We start from the raw sequence: 26,991 nt of genomic DNA, 5'->3' as shown, positions 1-26,991 counted from the left end.
TGACCGCGCGCTCCCCGCACCGCCCTAGACTGACGAGCCGGACAAACCGCCACCCGGCGAAGTCGATCAGCAGGGAGCAGCGCATTGGGAACCGTGGCCTCGGAGCCCACCACGCAGGAGGCTCCCGCCCGGCGGCGGCCCACGGCCACCCGGCGCCGCCTCGGCCGCCTCCGCGGCCCGCTGCTCGCCTTCCTCCTCACCTCCGGCGCGTTCTGCGCGGCCTGGGTGGCCCGCGGCAGCTTCCCCTTCGGGAACACCGGCCGCGCCCTCAACGACCAGGCCAACCAGTACGTGCCCTTCCACCGCGCGCTGTGGGACCTGGTGCACGGGCAGGCCGCGGGCGACCTGCTGTTCAGCTGGCGCGGCGGCTTCGGCCAGCAGTTCCTGTCCGACTACTACACCTACCTCGGCAACCCGTTCTCCTGGCTCGCCGTCCTCGTACCCCGGGCCCACGTCGACCTCGCCGTCTTCGCGGTCACGCCGCTGACCATGGGCGCCGCGGCCGCCGTGATGACGGTGTACCTCGGCAAGCTGCACCCCGGCCCCTGGTGGCAGCGCGGGGTGCTGGGGGCGACGTACGGGCTGTGCGGATGGGCGCTGAGCGACGCCTCGTACATCCCGATGTGGCTGTGGGGGCTGGTCGCGCTGCCGCTGCTCGGCATCGCCGTCGAGTGGTGCCTGGAACAGCGGCGCTGGCCCGGCGTCGCGCTGTTCGTCGCGCTCGCCTGGTTCGGGAACTTCTACACCGCGATGATGGCCACGATGGCCGCCTGCGTGCTCCTGGCCGTCCGGCTGGCCACCCGCGAGATGTCGGGCCCCGAGCGGCTGCGCGCCGTGTGGCGGGCCGGCACGGCCACCGTGACCGGCATCCTCCTCACCCTGCCCCTGCTGCTGCCGTCCTTCCTGTCCAGCGGCTCCGCGCAGCCCACCCGGGCCGGCTCCTTCGAACCGGTCCGGATCGAGATCCTGCTGTCCGGGATGCTCCCCGCCACGCACCTGTGGGGCGGCCGGCCGCGGCTGTACGTGGCCTCGCTGGGGCTGATCCTGGCGGGCGCGTTCCTGTTCAACACCGCGATCGCGGTGAGGACCCGCCTGGTGTGGGCCGCGGCGACGCTGCTGGTCCTCGCCTCGTTCCAGTTCCCGCCGACCCAGTACGTGTGGCACGGCCTGGCCGTCCCCAACGGCAACCCGTACCGCGAGGCCTTCGTTTTCAGCGGCATGGTGGTGATCGCCGCCTGGCTGTCGCTCGCCCACCGCCCGCGCCCGCTGCACCTCGCGCTGTCGGCCGCCCTGCTGGTGCTGGCCACCTTCGTGCTCCGCCACACCGACGACTTCGGCGGCTGGACGTGGCCGGCCGTGCTCGGTGGCGGGGGCCTGTCACTGCTCGCGCTGGTCCTGCTCTCCCTCGGCCGCGGGCGCCGCTTCCTCGTCCCGGTCGCGGCCGTCCTGATGGTCGGCGTCGTCTTCGCGGAATCCACCGCCGCCGCGCTCAACGCGGACACCCGGCGGGCCCGCGAACGCTGGGCGGCCCCGGCCCCCACCTCGAACGAGTCGATCAGCCGCCACTTCGACGCCGTCCGGGGCGTCGACGGCTGGCCCGCGTACCGGACCGACTCGGGCGCGCCGCAGACCTCGTACAACGACGCCCTGGCCCTGCGTGCGGAGGGTCCGCAGTACTACAGCAGCTACCTCCCCGAGGTCACGTACCAGGCGCTGGAGCCCCTCGGATACGGCTTCAAGAACGACGGCCGGACCTTCTTCGGCGCCGACAACCCGGTCCTCGACGCGATCTTCTCGATCGGGGCGCGGGTGCGGCCGGGCGCCGCGGAGAACAGCTGGACCGCCTCGACGTTCCCGGCCCCGCCCCTGGTGACGGTCCGCAGCGGCCCCTACGCCTCCCCCAACCCGGCCGACAGCGTCTGGGCCCGCCAGGAGAACGTCCTGGGCGCCACCGTCTACCAGGTCCCGCAGGTCACCCGGGGCGGCACCGCCACCGCCCAGACGTACGCGGCCCAGTGCACGCCCGGCTCCGAGGCGTACTGGTACTCCCCCGAGCTCTACGGCACCCTCTCCCGGGGCACGCTCTCCCGCCCCCTCCAGGACCGCATGAGCGGGGTCGTGCCGATCGGCACGGTCCCCGCCTCCGGGCGGCTCGACGTCTCCGTGGCCACCCGCACCGCGAACGCCACGGCCGGCTCCCACCCCATCGGCTGCCTGGACCGGGCCGGGCTCGACGCGGCGGTACGCCACCTCACCACCACCGGCGCCACGAAGGTCACCGCGGACGGGCACACCATCGAAGCCACCCTCCCGACGGGCGCCACCGGCACCGCCGTCTTCGCGATGACGGCCGTCCCCGGCTGGCAGTGCTCCGCCCCCACCACCGCCTTCCACGGCCTGGTCGCCCTCTCCGTGCCCGCCGGCGCCACCAAGGTCTCCTGCACCTTCACCCCGCGCGGCCTCACCCCGGGCCTCGCCGCCGCCACCCTCGCCCTCCTGGCCCTGATCTCGGTCACGGTCGCCTCCCGCCGCCGCGCCTGAGGGCCGCCCCCGGGGGCCGGAGACCCCGTGCCCGAGGGGCCGGAGACCCCGCGCCCCCGGCGCCCGGCCCTCCGGCCCGTCCCCCCGGACACGAAGAAGCCCCCCGCCGCTCCTCTCGGAGCGGCGGGGGGCTTCTTCATACGAGCTGTCAGCCGTTGTACGGGCCGTAGTCGTAGTCCTCCAGCGGGACGGCCTGGCCGGAGCCGGTGCCGAAGGGCGAGTAGTCGATGTCGTCGTAGCCGACGGCCGAGTACATCGCGGCCTTGGCCTCCTCGGTCGGCTCGACCCGGATGTTGCGGTAGCGGGACAGACCCGTACCGGCCGGGATGAGCTTACCGATGATGACGTTCTCCTTGAGGCCGATCAGGGAGTCGGACTTGGCGTTGATCGCCGCGTCCGTCAGGACCCTGGTCGTCTCCTGGAAGGACGCCGCCGACAGCCACGACTCGGTCGCGAGCGAGGCCTTGGTGATACCCATCAGCTGCGGACGGCCGGAGGCGGGGTGACCGCCCTCGGTGACCACACGACGGTTCTCGGTCTCGAACTTCGACCGCTCGACCAGCTCGCCCGGCAGGAGCTCCGCGTCGCCGGACTCGATGATCGTCACGCGGCGCAGCATCTGCCGGATGATGATCTCGATGTGCTTGTCGTGGATCGACACGCCCTGCGAGTTGTAGACCTTCTGGACTTCGCCGACCAGGTGGACCTGGACGGCACGCTGACCGAGGATGCGCAGCACGTCGTGCGGGTTGGTGGCACCCATGGTGAGCTTCTGGCCCACCTCGACGTGGTCGCCCTCGTGCACGATGACCTTGGCGCGCTTGGAGATCGGGAAGGCCGTCTCCTCGCTGCCGTCGTCGGGCGTGATGACGATCTTCTTCGTCTTCTCGGTCTCCTCGATCCGCACGCGGCCGGCGGCCTCGGAGATCGGGGCGACACCCTTCGGGGTACGGGCCTCGAAGAGCTCGACGACACGCGGCAGACCCTGCGTGATGTCGTCACCGGCCACACCACCGGTGTGGAAGGTACGCATCGTCAGCTGGGTACCGGGCTCACCGATGGACTGGGCGGCGATGATGCCGACCGCCTCACCGATGTCGACCAGCTTGCCGGTGGCCAGCGAGCGGCCGTAGCAGAAGGCACAGGTGCCGACCGCGGACTCGCAGGTCAGGACGGAGCGGGTCTTGACCTCCTCGACGCCGTTCGCGATGAGGGCGTCGATGAGCACGTCACCGAGGTCCACGTTCGCCGGCGCGATGACCTTGCCGTCGATGACGACGTCCTCGGCCAGCATGCGGGCGTACACGGAGGTCTCGACGTCGTCGGCCTTGCGCAGAACGCCGGCCTCGTCCTTGACACCGATCTTGAGCTTGAGGCCGCGCTCGGTGCCGCAGTCCTCCTCGCGGATGATGACGTCCTGCGAGACGTCCACCAGACGACGGGTGAGGTAACCCGAGTCGGCGGTACGCAGGGCGGTGTCCGCCAGACCCTTACGGGCACCGTGCGTGGAGATGAAGTACTCCAGAACGGTGAGGCCCTCACGGAAGGACGCCTTGATCGGACGCGGGATGGTCTCGTTCTTCGCGTTCGACACCAGACCACGCATACCGGCGATCTGTCGCATCTGCATCATGTTTCCTCGGGCACCCGAGTCAACCATCATGAAGATGGGGTTCGTCTTGGGGAAGTTCGCGTTCATCGCCTCGGCAACCTCGTTGGTCGCCTTGGTCCAGATCGCGATGAGCTCCTGCGTGCGCTCGTCCTTGGTGATCAGACCGCGCTCGTACTGCTTCTGGACCTTCTCGTCCATCGCCTCGTAGCCCGCGACGATGGCCTTCTTGGCCTCGGGCACGACGACGTCGGAGATGGCCACGGTGACGCCCGAACGGGTCGCCCAGTGGAAACCGGCCGCCTTGAGGTTGTCGAGCGTCGCCGCCACGATCACCTTGGGGTAGCGCTCCGCCAGGTCGTTGACGATCTCGGAGAGCTGCTTCTTGCCCACCGAGTAGTCGACGAACGGGTAGTCCTCGGGCAGCAGCTCGTTGAAGAGCGCGCGGCCCAGGGTGGTCTTGAGACGGAAGCTGTCGCCCGGCTGGAACTCCTGCTCGCCCTCTTCGGCCACCGGCGCCACCCAGCCGCGCGGCGGGATGGTGCCCACCGGGAAGCGGATGTCGACCTGCGACTGCAGAGCGAGCTCACCGGCGTCGAACGCCATGATCGCCTCGGCCGTGGAGCCGAACGCGCGGCCCTCGCCCTTGGTGTCACGCAGCTCACCGTCGGTGGTCAGGAAGAACAGACCGAGGACCATGTCCTGGGTCGGCATCGTGACCGGACGGCCGTCGGCCGGCTTGAGGATGTTGTTCGAGGACAGCATCAGGATGCGGGCCTCGGCCTGCGCCTCCGCGGAGAGCGGCAGGTGCACGGCCATCTGGTCACCGTCGAAGTCCGCGTTGAACGCGGTGCAGACGAGCGGGTGGATCTGGATGGCCTTGCCTTCGACCAGCTGGGGCTCGAAGGCCTGGATGCCGAGACGGTGCAGCGTGGGCGCACGGTTCAGCAGCACCGGGTGCTCGGCGATGACCTCTTCGAGCACGTCGTAGACGACCGTGCGGCCGCGCTCGACCATGCGCTTCGCCGACTTGATGTTCTGCGCGTGGTTCAGGTCGACCAGGCGCTTCATCACGAACGGCTTGAAGAGCTCCAGCGCCATGGCCTTCGGCAGACCGCACTGGTGCAGCTTGAGCTGCGGACCGACGACGATCACGGAACGCGCGGAGTAGTCCACGCGCTTGCCGAGGAGGTTCTGACGGAAACGGCCCTGCTTGCCCTTGAGCATGTCGCTCAGGGACTTCAGCGGACGGTTGCCGGGGCCCGTGACCGGGCGACCACGACGGCCGTTGTCGAAGAGGGCGTCGACCGCCTCCTGGAGCATCCGCTTCTCGTTGTTCACGATGATCTCGGGGGCACCGAGGTCGAGCAGGCGCTTCAGACGGTTGTTGCGGTTGATCACGCGGCGGTACAGGTCGTTCAGGTCGGAGGTCGCGAAGCGGCCACCGTCCAGCTGCACCATCGGACGCAGGTCCGGCGGGATCACCGGCACGCAGTCCAGCACCATGCCCTTGGGGCTGTTGCTGGTCTGCAGGAACGCGGAGACGACCTTGAGGCGCTTGAGCGCACGGGTCTTCTTCTGGCCCTTGCCGGTACGGATGATCTCGCGGAGGCGCTCGGCCTCCTCCTCCAGGTCGAAGGACTCCAGGCGCTTCTGCAGCGCCGCGGCACCCATCGAACCGTCGAAGTAGGTACCGAAGCGGTCGCGCAGCTCGCGGTAGAGCAGCTCGTCGCCTTCGAGGTCCTGGACCTTGAGGTTCTTGAAGCGGGACCAGACCTCGTCCAGACGGTCGATCTCGCGCTGCGCACGGTCGCGCAGCTGCTTCATCTCGCGCTCGGCACCTTCGCGCACCTTGCGGCGCACGTCGGCCTTCGCGCCCTCGGCCTCGAGCTCGGCCAGGTCGGTCTCGAGCTTCTTGGCACGGCCTTCGAGGTCCGCGTCACGGCGGTTCTCGATCTGCTGGCGCTCGACGGAGACGTGGGCCTCCAGCGACGGGAGGTCGCGGGTGCGGCGCTCGTCGTCCACGAACGTGATCATGTACGCGGCGAAGTAGATGACCTTTTCGAGGTCCTTCGGCGCGAGGTCCAGCAGGTAGCCCAGGCGCGACGGGACGCCCTTGAAGTACCAGATGTGGGTGACGGGAGCGGCGAGCTCGATGTGGCCCATCCGCTCACGACGCACCTTGGCGCGCGTGACCTCGACGCCACAGCGCTCACAGATGATGCCCTTGAAGCGGACACGCTTGTACTTGCCGCAGTAGCACTCCCAGTCCCGGGTAGGACCGAAGATCTTCTCGCAGAAGAGTCCGTCCTTCTCGGGCTTGAGGGTGCGGTAGTTGATGGTCTCCGGCTTCTTGACCTCGCCGTGCGACCAGGTTCGGATGTCGTCCGCGGTGGCAAGGCCGATCCGCAGCTCGTCGAAGAAGTTGACGTCGAGCACTGTGCGTCAATCCCTCTTTCGGGGTCGAGTCTCAATCATGGTCTGAACGGTCCCGGGGATGACGGGGGGCTCTTGAGCGAGCCCCCCGTCAGGCCCGTCAGACCTCTTCGACGCTGCTCGGCTCACGCCGGGACAGGTCGATACCGAGCTCCTCCGCCGCGCGGAAGACGTCCTCGTCGGTGTCGCGCATCTCGATGGACATGCCGTCCGAGGACAGCACCTCCACGTTGAGGCAGAGCGACTGCATTTCCTTGATGAGCACCTTGAAGGACTCGGGAATGCCCGGCTCGGGGATGTTCTCGCCCTTGACGATGGCCTCGTAGACCTTCACGCGGCCGGTGACGTCGTCGGACTTGATGGTCAGCAGCTCCTGGAGGGCGTAAGCGGCGCCATAAGCCTCGAGCGCCCACACCTCCATCTCACCGAAGCGCTGGCCACCGAACTGCGCCTTACCACCCAGCGGCTGCTGCGTGATCATCGAGTACGGACCGGTCGACCGGGCGTGGAGCTTGTCGTCGACCAGGTGGTGCAGCTTGAGGATGTACATGTACCCGACCGAGATCGGGTCCGGGAACGGCTCACCGGAGCGGCCGTCGAACAGACGCGCCTTGCCGGACGGCAGGACCAGGCGGTCACCGTCGCGGTTCGGGATGGTGTGCTCGAACAGGCCGGCCAGCTCGTCCTCGCGGGCACCGTCGAACACCGGGGTGGCGACGTTGGTGCCGGGCTCGACGCGGTCGGCGCCGATCGCCTTGAGGCGCTCGGCCCACTCCTCCGCGAGGCCGGAGACGTCCCAGCCGCGGCTGGCGAGCCAGCCGAGGTGGATCTCCAGGACCTGTCCCGGGTTCATTCGGGACGGGACACCCAGCGGGTTCAGGATGATGTCGACCGGCGTGCCGTCTTCGAGGAAGGGCATGTCCTCGATCGGGAGGATCTTGGAGATGACACCCTTGTTGCCGTGACGGCCGGCGAGCTTGTCACCGTCGGTGATCTTGCGCTTCTGGGCGACGTAGACGCGGACCAGCTGGTTCACGCCCGGGGGAAGCTCGTCGCCCTCCTCGCGGTCGAAGACGCGGACACCGATGACCTTGCCGATCTCACCGTGGGGGACCTTGAGCGAGGTGTCGCGCACCTCGCGGGCCTTCTCACCGAAGATCGCACGGAGCAGGCGCTCCTCCGGGGTCAGCTCGGTCTCACCCTTGGGCGTGACCTTGCCGACCAGGATGTCGCCGGCGACGACGTCCGCACCGATGCGGATGATGCCGCGCTCGTCGAGGTCGGCCAGGACCTCTTCGGAGACGTTCGGGATGTCCCGGGTGATCTCCTCGGGGCCCAGCTTGGTGTCACGGGCGTCGACCTCGTGCTCCTCGATGTGGATCGAGGAGAGGACGTCGTCCTGCACGAGGCGCTGCGACAGGATGATCGCGTCCTCGTAGTTGTGGCCTTCCCACGGCATGAACGCGACGAGCAGGTTCTTGCCGAGGGCCATTTCGCCCTCTTCGGTGGCCGGGCCGTCGGCGAGGACCTGGGCCTCGACGATCCGGTCGCCCTCGTTGACGATGACCTTCTGGTTGACCGAGGTGCCCTGGTTCGAGCGGGAGAACTTCGCGACGCGGTACGTGGTGTACGTGCCGTCGTCGTTGGCGACGGTGATGTAGTCGGCCGAGACCTCCTGGACGACACCGTCCTTCTCCGCCTTGATCGAGTCACCGGCGTCGACGGCGCAGCGGTACTCCATGCCGGTGCCGACGAGCGGCGCCTCCGCCTTGATGAGCGGAACGGCCTGGCGCATCATGTTCGCGCCCATGAGGGCGCGGTTGGCGTCGTCGTGCTCCAGGAAGGGGATCATCGCGGTAGCGACGGACACCATCTGGCGCGGGGAGACGTCCATGTAGTCGACGTCGTCGCCGGCGATGTAGTCGATCTCGCCGCCACGACGGCGGACCAGCACGCGGTTCTCGGTGAAGCGCATCTCGTCGTTCAGGCCGGCGTTGGCCTGGGCGATGACGAAGCGGTCTTCCTCGTCGGCGGTCAGGTAGTCGACCTCGTCGGTGACGACACCGTCGACGACCTTGCGGTACGGGGTCTCGACGAAACCGAACGCGTTGACGCGGCCGTAGGACGCGAGCGAGCCGATCAGACCGATGTTCGGGCCTTCGGGGGTCTCGATCGGGCACATGCGGCCGTAGTGCGACGGGTGGACGTCACGGACCTCGAAGCCGGCCCGCTCACGGGACAGACCACCGGGGCCCAGCGCCGACAGGCGGCGCTTGTGGGTCAGGCCCGACAGCGGGTTGTTCTGGTCCATGAACTGCGACAGCTGGCTGGTGCCGAAGAACTCCTTGATGGAGGCGACGACCGGCCGGATGTTGATCAGGGTCTGCGGCGTGATCGCCTCGACGTCCTGCGTGGTCATGCGCTCGCGCACGACGCGCTCCATACGAGCCAGACCCGTACGGACCTGGTTCTGGATGAGCTCGCCGACGTTGCGCAGACGACGGTTGCCGAAGTGGTCGATGTCGTCGGTCTCGACGACGATCGAACGGCCCGACTCACCGGTGGTCTCGGTCTCGCCCGCGTGGAGCTTCACGAGGTACTTGATCGTCGCGATGATGTCGTCGGTGGTGAGCACACCGGCGTCGAGCGGCTCGTCGGCGCCGAGCTTCTTGTTCACCTTGTAGCGGCCGACCTTCGCGAGGTCGTAGCGCTTGGGGTTGAAGTAGAGGTTCTCGAGCAGCGTCTGGGCGGCCTCGCGCGTCGGCGGTTCGCCCGGACGCAGCTTGCGGTAGATGTCGAGCAGCGCGTCGTCCTGGCCCTGGGTGTGGTCCTTCTCCAGGGTGGCGCGCATGGACTCGTACTCGCCGAACTCTTCGAGGATCTGCTCGGTGGTCCAGCCGAGAGCCTTGAGGAGGACGGTGACGGACTGCTTGCGCTTGCGGTCGATGCGGACACCGACCATGTCGCGCTTGTCGACCTCCATCTCCAGCCAGGCACCCCGGGACGGGATGATCTTGGCGGAGAAGATGTCCTTGTCGGACGTCTTGTCGATGGAGGAGTCGAAGTAGACACCGGGGGAACGGACGAGCTGCGACACGACGACACGCTCGGTGCCGTTGATGACGAAGGTGCCCTTGTTGGTCATGAGCGGGAAGTCGCCCATGAAGACCGTCTGAGACTTGATCTCTCCGGTCTCGTTGTTCGTGAACTCGGCGGTAACGAAGAGCGGCGCCGCGTACGTGAAGTCGCGCTCCTTGCACTCGTCGACCGAGTTCTTCGCCGGCTCGAAACGGTGGTCGCGGAAAGTCAGCGACATCGACCCGGAGAAGTCCTCGATCGGCGAGATCTCCTCGAAGATCTCTTCAAGACCGGACTTGGTGGGGACGTCCTGTCCACTCTCAAGAGCCGACTCGACGCGAGCCTTCCAGGCGGCGTTACCGAGCAGCCAGTCAAAGCTCTCGGTCTGCAGCGCCAGGAGGTTCGGAACCTCGAGGGGCTCCTTGATCTTTGCAAAGGAGATGCGCAGCGGGGCGGTGCTGGCACCGTTGTTCGTATTGGTCGAGGCGTTGCGCGAGGCGGCCAAGAGGGGGTCCTTCCGAGGGCTCGGACTCACTACGCGCGTACCGGTCCCAGCCGACACAGAAGACAGACGCTTTCAATCTGGTCCAAAAGACCAGGTCAGGGCGGATCAGTCAGGTGTGCTCGAGCGTGGGCATGCCCCTGGCGACGGGCAGGGGGCAGCTAACAGGCAGCGCAAAGGGTCAGTGTAGCCACTTGGCTCACTGATGTCCAGACCAGGTTTCCGGAAACCGGCAACAGGCCTTCCCCACTCGATCCACCAACACCGTGTTCGTCGAACACCGCGTCCTACTCTGCCGCGCTCTGACACAGAGCGCGTATCAGTACTGCCCTCTTCGTAGTCGATCCATGCCTCGGATCGCCGATCCGTACCCTCGGGTCCCGGAGCGGTGCGGGCAGGTCTCCCACGACCGGTCTGAGAATTGCGCGCCGCCGCCCGTTCGTCAAGGCCCCCTGCTCCGAGCGGATCACCGGCGGACCGGCCCCGAGACAACGAAGATCACCCTACTCCCCAACGAGAGCAGGGCAAATCAGGCACTCCGGGTACGCCAAAGGGCGACCACCCTTACGGGTGACCGCCCTTTGAAGAGGCCTCAGAGGGCCTCAGAGGTGTTACTTGACCTCGACGCCGGCACCGGCGGCCTTGAGGGCCTCGGCGGCCTTGTCAGCGGCCTCCTTGTTGACCTTCTCGAGGACCGGCTTCGGGGTGCCGTCCACGAGGTCCTTGGCCTCCTTGAGACCCAGGGAGGTCAGCTCGCGCACGACCTTGATGACCTGGATCTTCTTGTCGCCGGCACCGGTGAGGATGACGTCGAACTCGTCCTTCTCCTCCTCGGCCTCGACAACGGCGCCCGGGCCGGCCGGACCGGCAACGGCGACGGCCGCGGCGGCGGTGACGTCGAACTTCTCCTCGAAGGCCTTCACGAACTCGGAGAGCTCGATGAGGGTCATCTCCTCGAACTGGGCGAGGAGGTCGTCCTGAGAGAGCTTCGCCATGATGGGCGATCCTTCCACTAATTCGGCAGGTGCCGGATGTATATAGAGGCGGGCGTAACGGCCCGCTACGACCCACGCACTAGGCGGCGTGGATCAGTGCGCGAGCCGAATTACTCGGCACCGCCCTGCTCGGCGAGCTTGACGCGAAGCGCTTCCGCGGTGCGGACGAACTTCGACGGCAGCGCCTGGAAGAGCGAGGCAGCCTGGGACTGCTTGCCCTTGAACGCGCCGGCCAGCTTGCTGAGCAGAACCTCGCGGGACTCGAGGTCCGCAAGCTTCTTGATCTCATCAGCGGTGAGCGCCTTACCATCAAGGACACCCGCCTTGATGATGAGGTTCGGGTTGTCCTTGGCGAAGTCACGCAGGCTCTTCGCCGACTCCACCGGGTCACCGGTGATGAAGGCGACCGCGGTCGGACCAGCGAAGTGCTCGTCCAGCGCGGTGATCCCGGCCTGGTTGGCCGCAATCTTGGTCAGCGTGTTCTTCACCACGGCGTACTGGGCGTTCTCACCGAGAGAGCGACGCAGCGTCTTGAGCTGCGCGACGGTGAGACCCCGGTACTCGGTCAGCACGGCGGCGTTCGAGCTCTGGAACGCGTCCGTGAGCTCGGCTACCGCGGCAGCCTTGTTGGGCGTCGGCATAGTGCGTCGGCCTCCTTCCGGGTGATGAGGACCGCTCAGAAGGGGCTACATACAAAACGCCCCGGCGCAGGCGCCAGGGCGTAGCTCAACCGGATCGTGAAATCCGGGAACTTTCCTCAGTCACCTACGCGGGTCGTCCGCATCCAGCGGATCCTTCGGCCGCCGCACCCTTGCGGGCACGGCAACGACCAGCGGTCTTTGGCTTCTGGGGAACTGTACGTGAAGCACGCGACCCGAGGCAAATCGCCCTCGGGCCCGCCTCCCGGTCCCCGGGGCTCAGCCCTGGGCGCCGCCGTCCTTCATCATCTCGGCGAGGTCCACGACCTGGTCGGCCGGGGGCGCCACGATCTCGACGGGCTTGTTGTAGTCGGTGAACTTGATCGTGACGTCCATAGGCCCCTTGGCGGTCTGGCCCTGGGTGCGCACCTGCTTGGTGTGGTGGGTGCCGTCGATCCACATGTCCACCACGAGGCTCTGCACGCCCTGGGCCTCGAGCTGCTTGACGGACTTGTCCTGGCGCTCCTTGGCCTCGGGCGAGCCCGCGGCCGCCGCGGCCTTCATCTGGTCCAGGCTGACCGTTCCGGACAGGTGCGTGGTCTTCTGCCCGTCGATGGTCTCTTCGCCGACCATCTTGAGGTCCTTGGCGCCCTGGAGCTGGCCCGCCCGGTCGCCCGGGTTCTCGCCGCTCTGGCCGGCCTTGCCGAGGGCGTCCAGCTGGGCCGCCGCGTCCGGGTTCGCGCTCTTGAGGTCGAGCTTGAGGAACTTGCCCTCGCTGCCGATGTACATCACGCCGCCGATGAGGCGCAGGTCGACGGTCCCGCCCTCGGCCTCCGGGGAGGCCATCTTCATCGACATGCCCACTTCGGGCTTCATGCGCATGGCCACGTCACCCGAGACCGGCTGGCCGGCCACGCTGCCGGACATGGTGTAGCGCAACGAGGTGATCTCCTCGGAGCCCTTCCTCACCTGCTCCAGGTAGGCGGCCGGCTCCACCTGCACCGGCTTCTGCGCGCCGGGAGCACCGGACGCGCCGGCAGCGCTCTTCGAGGGAGCGGCGGCGCCGTCCTTCTTGCCGCCGTCGCAGGCGGTGGCCCCGCCGGCGAGCAGCACGGCCGCGGCCACGGCCACGACGGTCTTCTTGCGGTACGCGTTCACGCTCATGGAAATCCCCACCCCTGTCTCTGCTGATCAGCAGGCACATTACTGGTGGGTCATGACGACGGTCGAACGGGTATGCGCGAACGGGCCCCCCGCTCCCCGTGAGGGGAGCGAGGGGCCCGTTCAGCCACTCGGTGAGCCGTGACGCGCGTCAGGCTCGGCCCGGTCGGACTCAGACGGCGGCCGGGTCTTCCTCGACGAGGAGGTTCCGGGTGCGGTTGGAGTCCAGCTGGATGCCGGGGCCCATCGTAGTGCTGAGGGCGGCCTTCTTGACGTAGCGGCCCTTGGCGGCGGACGGCTTGAGACGAAGGATCTCGTCCAGCGCGGCGCCGTAGTTCTCGACCAGCTGCTCATCGGTGAAGGAGACCTTGCCGATGATGAAGTGCAGGTTCGAGTGCTTGTCGACGCGGAACTCGATCTTGCCACCCTTGATCTCGGTGACAGCCTTGGCGACGTCCATCGTGACGGTGCCGGTCTTCGGGTTCGGCATCAGGCCACGGGGACCGAGCACGCGGCCGAGGCGGCCGACCTTGCCCATGAGGTCCGGCGTGGCGACAACGGCGTCGAACTCGTTCAGGCGGTTGCCCTTGGCGATCTCGTTGATCAGCTCGTCGTCGCCGACGATGTCGGCGCCGGCGGCTTCCGCGGCCGCAGCACGGTCACCGGTCGCGAAGACCAGGACCCGGGCGGTCTTACCGGTGCCGTGCGGGAGGTTCACGGTGCCGCGGACCATCTGGTCGGCCTTGCGCGGGTCGACACCCAGGCGGAAGGCGACCTCGACGGTGGCGTCGAACTTGGTCGTGGAGGTCTCCTTGGCGAGACGGACGGCCTCGAGCGGGGCGTACAGCTTCTCCCGGTCGACCTTGGCGTCCGCAGCGCGGAGAGTCTTGCTGCGCTTCACTTCTGCTCCTGTGTTTCGGATTCAGGCATGGAGTCGTGGTGCGGGCCAGCGCTTGGCCCTACCACTGGTGGTGCTGGGGTGGCTGAATCAGCCTTCGACCGTGATGCCCATGGAACGGGCGGTGCCGGCGATGATCTTCTCGGCGGCGTCGAGGTCGTTGGCGTTCAGGTCGGGAAGCTTGATCGTGGCGATCTCGCGGACCTGGTCACGCGTGAGCTTCGCGACCTTGGTCTTGTGCGGCTCGCCCGAGCCCTTCTCGATGCCCGCGCTCTTCAGGATGAGGCGCGCGGCCGGCGGAGTCTTGGTGATGAAGGTGAAGGAGCGGTCCTCGTAGACCGTGATCTCCACCGGCACGACCATGCCACGCTGCGACTCGGTCGCGGCGTTGTAGGCCTTGCAGAACTCCATGATGTTGACGCCGTGCTGACCGAGCGCGGGGCCGACCGGCGGAGCCGGGTTGGCCGCACCGGCCTTGATCTGGAGCTTGATAAGCCCCGTGACCTTCTTCTTCTTGGGAGGCATTGCTCTCTCCGGGTCCTAGTGAGAGTTTTTCGCCGCCAATCCGGTCATCCGGATGGAGGCATACCGCACCACGATAACGGGTATCGGTGCGGGGCTGAAAACCGAGCAGGTCAGACCGCCCCTTACGGGACGTTCTGACCTGTTCGGAAGCGTGGATTCAGAAGATCAGTTCTTCTGGATCTGGTCGAAGCTCAGCTCGACCGGGGTCTCGCGACCGAAGATCTCGACGAGGCCCTTGACCTTCTTCGAGTCCGGGTTGATCTCGTTGATCGTCGCCTGGAGCGTCGCGAACGGGCCGTCGGTGACGGTGACCGAGTCGCCGACCTCGAAGTCGAGGACCTCGATCTGGCGCTTGACGGCGGGCGCGGGCAGGCCGGCCTCTTCCGCGGCGGCCTTGGCGGCCTTCTCCTGCGCCTCCGGGGCGAGCATCTTGACGATCTCGTCCAGGGTCAGCGGGTACGGGTCGTAGGCGTTGCCGACGAAGCCGGTGACGCCCGGGGTGTTGCGGACGACGCCCCAGGACTCGTTCGTCAGATCCATGCGGACGAGAACGTAACCGGGCAGCTTGTTCTGCCGGACGTTCTTGCGCTCGCCGTTCTTGATCTGGACGATCTCTTCCTCGGGCACCTCGGCCTGGTAGATGAACTCCTCGACGTTCAGCGAGACGGCGCGCTGCTCCAGGTTGGCCTTCACGCGCTTCTCGTAGCCCGCGTAGGTGTGGATCACGTACCACTCGCCGGGCAGCAGGCGGAGTTCGTTGCGCAGCGCCTCGATGGGGTCGACCGGCTCGGCGGGCTCTTCGGCCTCGGCCTCGGCGGCGTCCTCCACGGCGTCGGCGTCGGCGGCGTCATCAGCAGCGGACTCGTCGTCGGACCCGGCCTCGGCGGCGTCGGCGGCCGCAGCGTCATCGGCGTCGGCTTCGTCGGAGGCCTCGTCGGCGGAGACCTCGTCGTCGGACTCGACGTGCAGGGCGGATTCCTCGGCAGCGGCACCCGCTTCGGCGTCGGCGGCCTCGGCCTCATCGAGGTCCGCGTCCGCCGCCTCGACGATGTCGAGCTCGTCCTCGACGGACTCGACGGAGTCGTGGCTCGCGTTCAGGTTCGGGTCAGACACGGTGGCTGCTTCTTCCTGGATACAAAAGGTGGTCGAACATGCGAAAACGGGCGGCACCCATCAAGGCGCCGCCCTCCGCGGGGATCAGCCGAAGACGAACTTGATGGCTTCCTGGAACCCATAGTCAATCACGGTCACCAGACCGATCATGATGACGACGAAGACAATCACCACAGTGGTGTACGTCGTGAGCTGGTTGCGAGTCGGCCAGACGACCTTGCGGAGTTCCGCGACGATCTGGCGGTAGAAGAGCGCGAGCCGGCCCAGAGGACCCTTCTTGCCGCGCTTGCCGCCCTTGCGGGCCTTCTTCTCGCGGGTGTCGTCCTCGGCGTCAGGCATGTCGATGGAGCCCAGGGCGTCCGTCACGTCTCTCACCTGAATCCGGGTCGTGGCCGTAGCCGCGCCCGGTTGCGCCGCACGGCGTTGCATCGAAGTACGTACCTGCGCACACGTCCGAGAAGGAGTGTGGAGCAGGGCCGGAGGGACTCGAACCCCCAACCGCTGGTTTTGGAGACCAGTGCTCTACCAATTGAGCTACGACCCTTTGCGTTCCTCAACCTACCGCATCCGGGCGGGTGCACGGAGTGCTCACGCTCTGGGGCGGCTGGTGAGGACCAACGACAGGTGAGTGTACGTGGTCTGGGCCCTGACGTCGAACAGAAGCCGCCGGGGGCGATGCGGATCTTCTCCGTCCGGTAGCTGAAACGGTGTGCGGCGCCGGTTTGCCGTCTGGGACGATTGCCGCATGACCTCTGCAACGCCTTCCTCCGAGCGCCGGGTGTCCGCCCGTATCGGCGCAATCTCCGAGTCCGCCACCCTCGCCGTGGACGCCAAGGCCAAGGCCCTCAAGGCCGCCGGGCGCCCGGTGATCGGCTTCGGCGCGGGCGAGCCCGACTTCCCGACCCCGGACTACATCGTCGAGGCCGCGGTCGAGGCCTGCCGCAACCCGAAGTACCACCGCTACACGCCGGCCGGCGGCCTGCCCGAGCTCAAGACCGCGATCGCGGCCAAGACGCTCCGCGACTCCGGCTACGAGGTCGACGCGTCCGAGGTCCTGGTGACCAACGGCGGCAAGCAGGCCATCTACGAGGCGTTCGCCGCGATCCTCGACCCGGGCGACGAGGTCATCGTCCCGGCCCCGTACTGGACGACGTACCCCGAGTCGATCCGCCTCGCGGGCGGTGTCCCGGTGGAGGTCGTCGCCGACGAGACCACCGGTTACCGGGTCTCCGTCGAGCAGCTGGAAGCCGCGCGCACCGAGCGCACCAAGGTCGTCCTGTTCGTCTCCCCCTCGAACCCGACCGGCGCCGTGTACAGCGAGGACGACGCGCGCGCCATCGGCGAGTGGGCGGCCGAGCACGGCCTGTGGGTGCTGACCGACGAGATCTACGAGCACCTCGTCTACGGCGACGCGAAGTTCACCTCGCTCCCGGTGCTGGTCCCGGCCCTGCGCGACAAGTGCATCGTCGTGAACGGCGTCGCCAAGACGTACGCGATGACCGGCTGGCGCGTGGGCTGGGTCATCGCGCCGAAGGACGTCATCAAGGCCGCGACCAACCTGCAGTCGCACGCCACCTCCAACGTCTCCAACGTGGCGCAGGTCGCGGCGCTGGCCGCCGTCTCGGGCAACCTGGACGCGGTCGCGGAGATGCGGAAGGCGTTCGACCGCCGCCGCCAGACCATGGTCAAGATGCTGAACGAGATCGACGGCGTCTTCTGCCCGACCCCCGAGGGCGCGTTCTACGCGTACCCGTCGGTCAAGGAGCTCCTCGGCAAGGAGATCCGCGGCAAGCGCCCGCAGTCCTCGGTCGAGCTGGCGGCCCTGATCCTGGACGAGGCCGAGGTCGCGGTCGTCCCGGGCGAGGCCTTCGGCACCCCGGGTTACCTGCGCCTGTCCTACGCGCTGGGTGACGAGGACCTGGTGGAGGGCGTGTCCCGCATCCAGAACCTCCTGGCGGAGGCCAAGGCCTGAGCCTTTGGCGGTCCCCATGGACCCACCCCTGAGCGGCGCCTCCCACCCGGGAGGCGCCGCTCAGCTGTTTCCCGGCGCCCGGAGCCGTTCCCAGCCCCGCCGGCGCTCGAGGCACGGGACCGGGCGGAGCCCGGAAACCGGCCGCGCGCGCGTTCGAGCAAGCCCCCGATCAGGAAAACCCCCTCCCGCCGAGCGCAGCGGTACGGCAGGATCACCGGATGGAGCACGTACGCGATCTCACGCTTCTGCCGAAAGCCCACCTGCACCTGCACTTCACGGGTTCGATGCGGCCGACCACCCTGCTGGAGCTCGCCGACAAGTACGGCGTGCGCCTGCCCGACGCCCTGACCGCCGGCGCGCCGCCCAAGCTGCGGGCCACCGACGAGCGCGGCTGGTTCCGTTTCCAGCGGCTCTACGACGCCGCCCGCTCCTGCCTCCGCGAGCCCGACGACATCCGGCGCCTGGTCCGCGAGGCCGCCGAGGAGGACGTCCGGGACGGCGCGGGCTGGCTGGAGATCCAGGTGGACCCCACCTCCTACGCCCCCCTGCTGGGCGGCATGATCCCGGCCGTCGAGATCATCCTCGACGCGGTCGACGCCGCCTCCCGCGACACCGGCCTCGGGATGCGCGTCATCATCGCCGCCAACCGCATGAAACACCCCCTCGACGCCCGCACCCTGGCCCGTCTCGCCGTCCGCTACGCCGACCGCGGTGTCGTCGGGTTCGGGTTGTCCAACGACGAGCGCCGGGGCATGGCCCGCGACTTCGACCGGGCCTTCGCCATCGCCCGTGAGGGCGGCCTGCTCGCGGCCCCGCACGGCGGCGAGCTGACCGGCCCGTCCTCCGTGCGGGACTGTCTCGACGACCTGCACGCCGCGCGCGTCGGGCACGGCGTCCGGGCCGCCGAGGACCCCCGGCTGCTCAAGCGGCTCGCGGACCGGCAGGTCACCTGCGAGGTCTGCCCCGCCTCCAACGTGGCCCTCGGGGTGTACGAACGGCCCGAGGACGTGCCGCTGCGCACGCTCTTCGAGGCGGGGGTGCCGATGGCGCTGGGCGCGGACGACCCGCTGCTGTTCGGGTCCCGCCTGGCGGCCCAGTACGAGATCGCGCGCCGCCACCACGCCTTCACGGACGAGGAACTGGCGGAGCTGGCGCGGCAGTCGGTGCGCGGTTCCGCGGCGCCGAAGGAGGTGCAGGCCAAGTTGCTGGACGGGATCGACCACTGGCTCACCGGGTGAGCCGCAGGTCCCCTTCGTAGCAGTCGGCCCGCACCCGGACCCCGTCGGCGAAGCCGATCTCCAGGAGGGTGCGGCCGGTCTCGGGCGCGGCGTACTCGGCGACGGTGGCGACGGTCTCGCCGAGGTGGCGCAGGAAGGGGTGGTCGCCGAGGTCCTCACCGACCTCGATGCGGCCCCACTCGCCCATGTCGTACGGCTGGTGCGGGGTCTCGGACTCCACGATGAGGCACTGGTCGGAGCCGGTGGTGATGCGGGTGGACTCGCCCTCGCTGTCGAGGAGCCAGACGTCGAGCGGGGCCTCGGAGCGTTCGCCCTCGTAGACGTGCCAGGACGCGACGACCGCCTTGATCTCGCGGCCCACCAGCCGCGTGGGGTCCGTACCGGCCCCGTGCAGGGGACAACGCATGGCGGCCGGTACCCCTCAGATGCTGACGCCGACCGTCACCGGTTCGTTGACCAGGGTGACGCCGAAGGCCTCGTGGACGCCCGCGACGACCTCGCGGGCCAGGGCGAGGAGGTCCTCGGTGGTGGCCTCGCCCCGGTTGGTGAGGGCGAGGGTGTGCTTGGTGGAGATGCGCGCGGGGCCGGTGCCGTAGCCCTTGGTGAAGCCGGCCTTGTCGATCAGCCAGGCGGCGCTGGTCTTCGTACGGCCCTCGCCGGCGGGGTAGGCGGGCGGGCTGGTGTCGGCGCCGAGGCGGTCCTGGACGCGGGCGAGGAAGGCGGCGTAGGCCTCGTCGGTCAGGATCGGGTTGTGGAAGAAGGAGCCGGCGGACCAGGTGTCGTGGTCGGCGGGGTCGAGGACCATGCCCTTGCCGGCGCGCAGGCGCAGGACGGTCTCGCGGGCGACGGCGGCCGGGACCCGGTCGCCGGCCTCGACGCCGAGGGCGCGGGCGGTCTCGGGGTACTTGATGGGGGCGGAGAGCCCGCCGGCGTCTTCCAGGGCGAAGCGGACGCGCAGGACGACGTAGCGGTCGGGCTGGTCCTTGAAGGTGCTGTTGCGGTACCGGAAGTCACACTCGGCGGCGCTGAGGGTGACCGTTTCGCCGGTGGTGCGGTCGTACGCGACGACCTCCGTGATGGTGTCGCAGACCTCCTGGCCGTACGCCCCCACGTTCTGGATCGGCGTGGCGCCGGCGGAGCCGGGGATCCCGGCGAGGCACTCGATCCCGGCGAGGCCGGCGTCGACGGTGCGGGCGACCGCGTCGCTCCAGTTCTCTCCCGCGGCGAGCTCCAGCCGGGTGCCGTCGAGGTGGAAGCCGGTGGTGGCGATGCGCAGGGCGGTGCCGTCGAAGCCCTTGTCGCCGATGACGAGGTTGCTGCCGCCGCCGATGACGAGCAGCGGGGTGCCGGCGGCGTCCGCGGCGCGGACCGCGTCGACGACCTCGGCGTCGGTGGTCGCGGTGACCAGCCGGGCGGCGGGGCCGCCGAGCCGGAAGGTGGTCAGCGGGGCGAGGGGGGCGTCGTGGAGTTCCTGCACGGGGACAAGAGTACGGTCCGTGCCCCTCGCATCCTCGCGGGGCACGGACCGTGGCTCGGCGGTCGTTTCGGCTCAGCTCGCGGCAGGCACCTTCCGGCCCGCGATCCGGTCGGCCGGGACCACGGCGGACGGGGTCTTCGCCTTGCGCGGCAGCAGCATGGCCAGCGCGGCGGCGAGCGCCACGGCCCCGGCGCCTATCCACAGCGCCGGGACGGTGCCGTCGGTGAAGGCCTGCGGGGTCTCGTAACCGCCCTGCGCGGAGAACACGGAGGCCAGGACGGCGACCCCGAGGGCGCCGCCGACCTCGCGCAGGGCGTTGTTGGTGCCGGAGGCCTTGCCCTGGTCGGCGGGGGCGACGGTGGACATCAGCGCGTTGGAGGCGGGGGCGAAGTACAGCGCCATGCCGATGCCGCTGAGGACGAGGGCGGGCAACTGGGCCGCGTAGGAGACGTCCGCGCTCAGGATCACCGCGAACCAGGCGAGCCCGACGGCCTGGAAGGCGAGCCCGACGGTGACCACGGGCCGGCTGCCGATCCGGTCGGACAGGATCCCGGCGATCGGCGCGACGATCATCGGCATTCCGGTCCAAGGGAGCATGCGCAACCCCGCCTCGGTGGGCGAGTAGCCGGCGACGCCCTGGAGGAACTGGCTGAGCAGGAATATCGACCCGAACATGCCGAGGAACATCAGGAGGCCGGCGAGGTTGATCCCGAGGAAGCCGCGGTTGCGGAAGAGGCGCATCGGGAGCATGGCGTGCGGGTTGCCGGAGCCGTGCCGGATGAAGCCTCCGACGAGCGCCGCGCCGACGATCAGGCCGGTCAGCACGGGAGCGCTGGTCCAGCCCTCGGCGTTGGCGTTGACCAGGGCGTAGACGATCCCGAAGAGGCCACCGCTGATGAGGAGGGTGCCGGGGACGTCGAGCCGGGCGCCGGGGGCGGTGGACTCGGCGAGGCGCAGGCGGGCGAGCGGGATCAGGGCCACGCCTATCGGGACGTTGATCCAGAAGATCCACTGCCAGGAGACGTGCTCGGTGAGGCTGCCGCCGATGAGGGGCCCGCTGGCGACGGCGAGGCCGGTGACGGCCCCGTAGATGCCGAGGGCCATGCCCCGGCGTGCGGCCGGGACCGCGGCGGTGAGCAGGGTGAGGGTGAGCGGCATCATGACGGCGGCGCCGACGCCCTGGACGGCGCGGGCGGCGATGAGCTGGTCGATGCCGGGCGAGAGGGCGGCCGCGGCGGAGGCGGCGGTGAACACCGAGAGCCCGCCGATGAAGAGCCGGCGGCGGCCGAAGCGGTCGCCGAGGGCGGAGCCGAACATGAGGAGGACGGCGAAGGTGAGCGTGTAGGCGTTCACCGTCCACTCCAGGTCTTCGAGCTTCCCGCCGAGGTCCGCGCGGATGGCGGGCAGGGCGGTGGTGACGACGAGGTTGTCGAGGGCGGCCATGAAGCTGGCGGCCCCGGTGAGGACGAGGGCCCAGACGGCGGAGCGGCCGAGCGCGGGTGGTGCCTGTTCGTTCATTTCTCCCCCTGATTAGTTATCACTGACTAAGTTCGCTGCCCAGCCGGATCCCCGGCCCGGCCGCTGCCCGACGCCTACGAGGTCCGGCCCTTGCCCGCGGGGTAGCACCCTTCCCAGACCCGGTGGCCGGGCGGGAAGCCGAGGGCGACGAGGGTGTTGATGAGCATCCCGTGCGCCATGAAGCCGGTGGTCTCGTCGACGTCGGCCCCGAGCGCGAGGTGGACGGTGTCCCACAGCTTCATCCAGCCGGCCCGCACCATCTCCCCGAACTCCGTCTCGCCGGCGGCCTCGGCGGCGGCGACGGTGAGGCTCGCCTGGAGCTGCATCTGCAGCTTGTCGGGGTGCTCGGCGATCAGCTTGAGGTAGGCGTCACCCATGGCGAGGTGCGCCTCCTCGCTGGTGCGGCCCTCGGCGGCCTCTTCGAAGACGAGCCGGATGTCTTCGGTGCAGCGGGCGACGGCGGCGACGAAGATGGCCTGCTTGTTCGGGAAGAGCCGGAACAGGTACGGCTGCGAGACGCCGACGCGCTTGGCGATCGTCTCGGTGGACGTCCCGTAGTAACCGCCGCGGGCGAACTCGTGCATCGCCGCGCGGATGACGCTCTCGCGCCGCTCTTCTGCGCTCATCCTTGCCATGCCGTTAAGTTAGTGCTCAATCACTAACTTGTCCAGGCCCACCCCGAGCGGGATTCGCCGCCCGAGCACCCCCGGCCGCGCAGCTGGGCGCAGCCGGCCTCTGCCCAGCCGGTGGGCGTGTTCGACGCCAGACGAGCTCAGCTGTGTAGCGAGTCGTTGGCGGCTTATGTCCGGCCCATGTCGGGCTGCGGACGCCGTGCCGGGGGGAGCGCGTAGCGATCTGTCGCGCGGGTGGGTGGTCCCCCTCGCTGCGCTCGGGGCTTCCTGGGGCTCCGCCCCAGGCCCCGCGCCTCAATCGCCGGCGGGGCTGAATTTGCCGACCGGCGTCGAGCGCTTGAAGGGGCTTCGCGTCGCTGAGACCGGGTCATCGGAACATGACCCCCCGGCCGTTTCCTTGGGGGCTTCCCGGCAGTCTTTGGCGTTTTGGGGCGGGACGGGCAGTCAAGGGTGGCCGCAGGCCATCGCGGAGCGACGCGAGCGCAGCGAGCGCCCTTGACGGACCGGACCGACACGAAAGGACAGTGGACTGACGGGACGCCCCCAACACCCCCTGATACCGCCCAAGGGGAGCTCCGCCACCGCAGCCCCCGCACCCCGCCACCCACACCCCGCAGGGAAAACGCCCCCTACCCCAGCTGGACCACCGCGCGGGACATCCCCAGGACCTTCTGGCCCGCGCTCATGGCCGTCAGGTCCACCCGGACCCGGTTGTCGTCCAGCTTGGCGGCGACCTTCGCGGTGACCTCGATCAGCGCGCCCCGCTCGTCGTTCGGGACGATGACCGGCTTCGTGAACCGCACCCCGTACTCGACGACCGCACCCGGGTCGCCCACCCAGTCGGTCACCACCCGGATCGCCTCGGCCATGGTGAACATGCCGTGCGCGATCACGTCCGGCAGCCCGACCTCCTTGGCGAACTTCTCGTTCCAGTGGATCGGGTTGAAGTCCCCCGAAGCACCGGCGTACTGCACGAGCGTGGCGCGCGTCACGGGGAAGGCCGCCGCGGGCAGCTCGGTGCCGACCTCGACATCGGCGTACTGGATCTGCGCGGTCATCTCAGGCCTCCTCAGGGGCGCGGGACACGAGCTTGGTCCACGCCGTCACCACGTGCTCGCCGGATTCGTCGTGCACTTCACCACGGATGTCGATGATGTCGTTGCCCGCCATCGACTTCACGGCCTCGATCGTGGACGTCACCGACAGCCGGTCACCCGCCCGCACCGGCCGCACGTACACGAACTTCTGGTCGCCGTGAACGACGCGGCTGTAGTCCAGGCCGAGCTGCGGATCCTCGACCACCTGGCCCGCGGCCTTGAACGTGATGGCGAACACAAAAGTCGGCGGCGCGATCACATCCGGGTGACCGAACGCCTTGGCGGCCTCGGGATCGAGGTACACCGGATTTTCGTCACCGAGCGCAACCGCGAATTCGCGGATCTTCTCCCGGCCGACCTCGTACGGATCGGTGGGCGGGTAGCTCCGCCCCACGAAGGTCTGGTCGAGGGCCATGGCTCACTACCTCCAGTTGAGGGACACGATCGTCAGTCATCAAGTACCGGGCCCCGGGAATCGGGCACCGAGCATCGGGGCGCGGGCCGCGGGCCGGAAACGACACGAGGCCGCCCCCAATGAATGGGGACGACCTCATGACGGTGCCTGTGTTCGAGACTCGCTAAGGCTTAGCGGGTCTCGCGGTGCGCGGTGTGCGAGTTGCAGCGCGGGCAGTGCTTCTTCATCTCAAGACGGTCCGGGTTGTTACGCCGGTTCTTCTTGGTGATGTAGTTCCGCTCCTTGCACTCCACGCAGGCCAGCGTGATCTTCGGGCGGACGTCGGTGGCAGCCACGTGAGTGCTCCTTGACGGACAATTGGGACGGATGAACGCATACAAGAGTAGCCGACCGGGAGACCGACCCCGCAATCGGCTACTGTGTGTAGCGGCGACCGGACTTGAACCGGTGACACAGCGATTATGAGCCGCTTGCTCTACCGACTGAGCTACGCCGCTTTGATGTGATCGACTCCCCACCCGAGGGTGGGGAACCTCTCTCACCAGAGCCCCAATGCGGAATCGAACCGCAGACCTTCTCCTTACCATGGAGACGCTCTACCGACTGAGCTATTGGGGCGAGCGATGAAGACATTACACGGTTGCCCGCCGATCGCCCAAATCCTTTGGGGCGCCCGGGCTCCGGGCCGCTCCGCCCGCGATTCCCGGCCGGCGCACGAGCCACGTCCGACCCGTTTTCCCCACCGATTCGCGGAGTTTGTGGCGGACGTCACGCACCCGCACGAGCCGACCGGGCCGCGGACCCGTGCCCACGCCGCCGCCCCGCACCACAACGCCCCGCCACACCCCCACCCCCCAACGCGCCGCGCCACTCCGCGCCACCACACCGGTACGACTATTTCCCTCCTCCACAAACCGGACACCCCCGCGCCCTAGGCTCTGAACACGCTGCGTGATCTTGGGTCGCAGGCCACCGGCCACCGGCCCTGGCCCAGGAACCGCCCGAGCCACCGCAGGAGCGCGATGTCCGACAGCCAGCCGCAGCAGCCCTCCCCTCCCCCGCGCGGCGGCCGGGGTGACGGCGGCGGGTACGGCCCCCCGGCGGCCGGCCCCGCCGGGGGGCCGGCCGCCGGGGGCGCCGAAGCCACCACGCTGCTCCTGGCCGGGGCACGCCTCACCGACGGCCGCACCGTCGACGTCCGGCTCGGCGGCGGCCGCATCCAGGAGGTGGCTACCGCCGGCGCCCTCCCCTCCCGCGCCCCGGCCTCCCGCGCCCTGACCCCCCGCGCCCCGGCCCCCCGCGTCGACCTCACCGGCTACCTCCTGCTCCCCGCCCCCGCCGAACCGCACGCCCACGGGGACACCGCCCTGACCGCCGACGGCGAGGGCCCCGTCTCGTACGGCACCGACGAGGTCCAGCGCCGGGCCACCGAGTCCGCCCTGCTCCAGCTGGGCCACGGCGCCACCGCCGTGCGGTCCCACGTACGGATCGGCGACGCCCACGGACTCGCCCCCATGGAGGCCGTGCTGCAGGCCCGGCGCTCCCTGCGCGGCCTCGCCGACCTGACGACGGTCGCCGTCCCGAGGCTGCTCACCGGGATCGCCGGGGCGGACGGGCGGGCCATGCTGCGCGACGCCGTCAAGATGGGCGCCTCGGTGATCGGCGGCTGCCCGGACCTGGACCCCGACCCGGCCGGCTACCTCGAAGCCGTCCTCGAACTGGCCGACGAGCAGGGCTGCCCCGTCGACCTGCACACGGACGGTGACGACCCCGCCCGCCTCACCCGGCTCGCGACGATGGCCCGCGGCCTGCGTCCCGGTGTGACCATCGGCCCCTGCGGCGGCATGTCGCGGCTCCCGCTCGACGTGGCGGGCCGGGCCGCCGACGAGCTGGCCACGGCCGGAGTCAGGGTGACCTGCCTCCCGCAGGGCGACTGCGCCGCCCTGGAGCGCCGGGGCCTGCGCACCGCGCCCGTACGCCTCCTGCGCTCCGCCGGGGTCAGGGTCGCGGCGGGCAGCGGAGCACTGCGGGACGCGGGCAACCCCGTGGGACGCGGCGACCCGCTCGAAGCCGCGTACCTGCTGGCCTCCCAGGGCGGTCTGCGTCCGGCGGAGGCGTACGAGTCGGTCAGCGCCGCCGCCCGGGACGCGATGGGCCTTCCGGAAGTCCGGGTGGAATCCGGTTTCCCGGCGGAGCTGCTCGCCGTACGCGGTGACCGCATCGCGGGGGTGCTGTCCCTGGCGTACAGCCGGATCGTGATCCACCGCGGCCGGGTGGTAGCCCGTACGAGTGCCGTACGGGAGTACTGCGACTCGGCGGTCGCGGTGGCCCTGGACCTGCCCCGGCAGGGGCGTACGGAGCCGGGCCCCTGACCCGTACCGAACCGGCACCGGCCGTTCGCCGCCCGTTCGCGGGCGGGCGGGCCCGGCTCGTCGTACGGTCGGGGCATGCGCATCGTCATCGCAGGTGGACACGGTCAGATCGCGCTGCGGCTGGAGCGGCTGCTCTCCGCGCGCGGGTACGAGGTCGCGGGCATCATCCGCGACCCGGAGCAGGGCGACGACCTGCGGGAGGCGGGCGCCGAACCGGTGCTGTGCGATCTGGAGTCGGCCACGGTGGAGCACGTGGCGGGGATCCTCCAGGGCGCCGACGCGGCGGTGTTCGCCGCCGGCGCCGGGCCGGGCAGCGGCATCGAACGCAAGGACACGGTGGACCGTGCGGCCGCGGTGCTGTTCGCGGACGCGGCCGAACGCGCGCGCGTACGCCGCTTCCTGATGGTCTCCTCGATGGGCGCGGACGCCCGTCACGAGGGCGAGGAGGTGTTCGACTACTACCTCCGCGCCAAGGGGGAGGCCGACGACCACCTCCGTACGCGCCTGGGCCTGGAGTGGACGGTGCTGCGCCCCGGTGCGCTGACCGACGACGACGGTACGGGGCTGGTGCGCCTGGAGGCGCACACGGGGCCCGGGGCGATCCCGCGTGACGATGTGGCGGCGGTGCTGGCGGAGCTGGTGGAGACCCCGGCGACGGCCGGCCTGACGCTGGAGGTCGTCTCGGGATCCACCCCGGTCGCGGTGGCCGTCAAGGACGTGGCGGGCAACTGACCGTACCCGCCCGCCCGGGCCCGCACGCGCCGGGACCGCATG

21 protein-coding genes and 3 tRNA genes are annotated in these 26,991 nt (G+C 69.6%); 5 read left to right on the top strand and 19 right to left on the bottom strand.

What is annotated here, in order from left to right:
• Positions 1–93: 93 nt before the first annotated feature.
• Positions 94–2,541: a YfhO family protein gene (locus OHA81_RS18865; protein ID WP_329202377.1), complete on the top strand. Its 2,448-nt coding sequence runs from the start codon at positions 94–96 to the stop codon at positions 2,539–2,541.
• 148 nt (positions 2,542–2,689) lie between these two features.
• Here OHA81_RS18865 and OHA81_RS18860 read toward each other — a convergent pair whose 3' ends face one another.
• From OHA81_RS18860 to OHA81_RS18815, 10 genes are all read right to left on the bottom strand, one after another.
• Positions 2,690–6,589 carry a DNA-directed RNA polymerase subunit beta' gene (locus tag OHA81_RS18860; RefSeq protein WP_190182994.1) on the bottom strand — a complete coding sequence of 1,300 codons (3,900 nt, stop codon included), beginning with the start codon at positions 6,587–6,589 and terminating at the stop codon, positions 2,690–2,692.
• A gap of 97 nt (positions 6,590–6,686) precedes the next feature.
• A complete protein-coding gene (rpoB, locus tag OHA81_RS18855; RefSeq protein ID WP_329197481.1) occupies positions 6,687–10,169 on the bottom strand; it encodes a DNA-directed RNA polymerase subunit beta in 3,483 nt (1,160 codons plus the stop codon).
• A gap of 608 nt (positions 10,170–10,777) precedes the next feature.
• Positions 10,778–11,161, bottom strand: a complete 384-nt coding sequence (gene rplL, locus OHA81_RS18850) for a 50S ribosomal protein L7/L12 (RefSeq protein ID WP_329197480.1) — start codon at positions 11,159–11,161, stop codon at positions 10,778–10,780.
• Positions 11,162–11,271: 110 nt separating this feature from the next.
• The gene (rplJ, locus tag OHA81_RS18845) at positions 11,272–11,802 is read right to left on the bottom strand and encodes a 50S ribosomal protein L10 (RefSeq protein ID WP_214936399.1); all 531 of its coding nucleotides are present in this window, start codon (positions 11,800–11,802) and stop codon (positions 11,272–11,274) included.
• 276 nt (positions 11,803–12,078) lie between these two features.
• Entirely contained in the window at positions 12,079–12,963 is an 885-nt protein-coding gene (locus OHA81_RS18840; protein ID WP_329197476.1) for an LppX_LprAFG lipoprotein, read from the bottom strand.
• 169 nt (positions 12,964–13,132) lie between these two features.
• Positions 13,133–13,861, bottom strand: coding sequence for a 50S ribosomal protein L1 (gene rplA / locus OHA81_RS18835; protein WP_030154662.1), 729 nt, complete (start codon positions 13,859–13,861; stop codon positions 13,133–13,135).
• Positions 13,862–13,948: 87 nt separating this feature from the next.
• A complete protein-coding gene (gene rplK, locus OHA81_RS18830) occupies positions 13,949–14,383 on the bottom strand; it encodes a 50S ribosomal protein L11 (RefSeq protein WP_136213216.1) in 435 nt (144 codons plus the stop codon).
• A 165-nt stretch (positions 14,384–14,548) separates the two neighbouring features.
• Positions 14,549–15,496, bottom strand: a complete 948-nt coding sequence (nusG, locus tag OHA81_RS18825) for a transcription termination/antitermination protein NusG (RefSeq protein WP_329197473.1) — start codon at positions 15,494–15,496, stop codon at positions 14,549–14,551.
• Positions 15,497–15,580: 84 nt separating this feature from the next.
• On the bottom strand, positions 15,581–15,862 hold the full coding sequence (secE, locus tag OHA81_RS18820; RefSeq protein WP_030298162.1) for a preprotein translocase subunit SecE: 282 nt from the start codon (positions 15,860–15,862) through the stop codon (positions 15,581–15,583).
• Between the two features lie 105 nt (positions 15,863–15,967).
• A tRNA-Trp gene (locus tag OHA81_RS18815) sits at positions 15,968–16,040 on the bottom strand.
• 201 nt (positions 16,041–16,241) lie between these two features.
• On the opposite strand from OHA81_RS18815, the gene OHA81_RS18810 reads away from it, so the two are divergent.
• Together OHA81_RS18810 and OHA81_RS18805 are read left to right on the top strand one after the other, a co-directional pair.
• Entirely contained in the window at positions 16,242–17,468 is a 1,227-nt protein-coding gene (locus tag OHA81_RS18810; RefSeq protein WP_329197470.1) for a pyridoxal phosphate-dependent aminotransferase, read from the top strand.
• A 218-nt stretch (positions 17,469–17,686) separates the two neighbouring features.
• Positions 17,687–18,706, top strand: coding sequence for an adenosine deaminase (locus OHA81_RS18805; protein WP_329197468.1), 1,020 nt, complete (start codon positions 17,687–17,689; stop codon positions 18,704–18,706).
• On the opposite strand, the gene OHA81_RS18800 is transcribed toward OHA81_RS18805, so the two are convergent.
• The 9 genes from OHA81_RS18800 to OHA81_RS18760 all read right to left on the bottom strand — a co-directional run bounded on the left by OHA81_RS18800 (position 18,696) and on the right by OHA81_RS18760 (position 24,463).
• Positions 18,696–19,112, bottom strand: a complete 417-nt coding sequence (locus tag OHA81_RS18800) for a hypothetical protein (protein ID WP_329197466.1) — start codon at positions 19,110–19,112, stop codon at positions 18,696–18,698. The genes OHA81_RS18805 and OHA81_RS18800 overlap by 11 nt on opposite strands.
• Before the next feature lie 15 nt (positions 19,113–19,127).
• A complete protein-coding gene (locus OHA81_RS18795; RefSeq protein WP_329197464.1) occupies positions 19,128–20,183 on the bottom strand; it encodes a UDP-N-acetylmuramate dehydrogenase in 1,056 nt (351 codons plus the stop codon).
• A 72-nt stretch (positions 20,184–20,255) separates the two neighbouring features.
• Positions 20,256–21,701: an MFS transporter gene (locus OHA81_RS18790; protein WP_329197463.1), complete on the bottom strand. Its 1,446-nt coding sequence runs from the start codon at positions 21,699–21,701 to the stop codon at positions 20,256–20,258.
• Between the two features lie 74 nt (positions 21,702–21,775).
• Positions 21,776–22,336 (bottom strand): TetR/AcrR family transcriptional regulator, encoded by a 561-nt coding sequence (locus OHA81_RS18785; protein WP_329197461.1) that lies wholly within the window; start codon positions 22,334–22,336, stop codon positions 21,776–21,778.
• Positions 22,337–22,962: 626 nt separating this feature from the next.
• Positions 22,963–23,391, bottom strand: coding sequence for a MaoC family dehydratase (locus tag OHA81_RS18780; RefSeq protein ID WP_329197459.1), 429 nt, complete (start codon positions 23,389–23,391; stop codon positions 22,963–22,965).
• Position 23,392: 1 nt separating this feature from the next.
• Entirely contained in the window at positions 23,393–23,845 is a 453-nt protein-coding gene (locus OHA81_RS18775; RefSeq protein ID WP_329197457.1) for a MaoC family dehydratase N-terminal domain-containing protein, read from the bottom strand.
• A 170-nt stretch (positions 23,846–24,015) separates the two neighbouring features.
• Positions 24,016–24,180: a 50S ribosomal protein L33 gene (gene rpmG / locus OHA81_RS18770; protein WP_003956487.1), complete on the bottom strand. Its 165-nt coding sequence runs from the start codon at positions 24,178–24,180 to the stop codon at positions 24,016–24,018.
• A gap of 89 nt (positions 24,181–24,269) precedes the next feature.
• A tRNA-Met gene (locus OHA81_RS18765) sits at positions 24,270–24,342 on the bottom strand.
• A 48-nt stretch (positions 24,343–24,390) separates the two neighbouring features.
• Positions 24,391–24,463, bottom strand: a tRNA-Thr gene (locus OHA81_RS18760).
• A gap of 404 nt (positions 24,464–24,867) precedes the next feature.
• Here OHA81_RS18760 and OHA81_RS18755 point away from each other — a divergent pair.
• Both OHA81_RS18755 and OHA81_RS18750 read left to right on the top strand, forming a co-directional pair.
• Positions 24,868–26,217 (top strand): amidohydrolase family protein, encoded by a 1,350-nt coding sequence (locus tag OHA81_RS18755; RefSeq protein WP_329197455.1) that lies wholly within the window; start codon positions 24,868–24,870, stop codon positions 26,215–26,217.
• 75 nt (positions 26,218–26,292) lie between these two features.
• Positions 26,293–26,949: an SDR family oxidoreductase gene (locus tag OHA81_RS18750; protein ID WP_329197453.1), complete on the top strand. Its 657-nt coding sequence runs from the start codon at positions 26,293–26,295 to the stop codon at positions 26,947–26,949.
• Positions 26,950–26,991: the final 42 nt, after the last annotated feature.

It is taken from the genome of Streptomyces sp. NBC_00667 (genome assembly GCF_036226825.1).
Classification (GTDB): domain Bacteria; phylum Actinomycetota; class Actinomycetes; order Streptomycetales; family Streptomycetaceae; genus Streptomyces.
The sequence above is the reverse complement of the archived record's forward strand: the minus strand, read 5'-3'. Positions and strand labels throughout refer to the sequence as shown.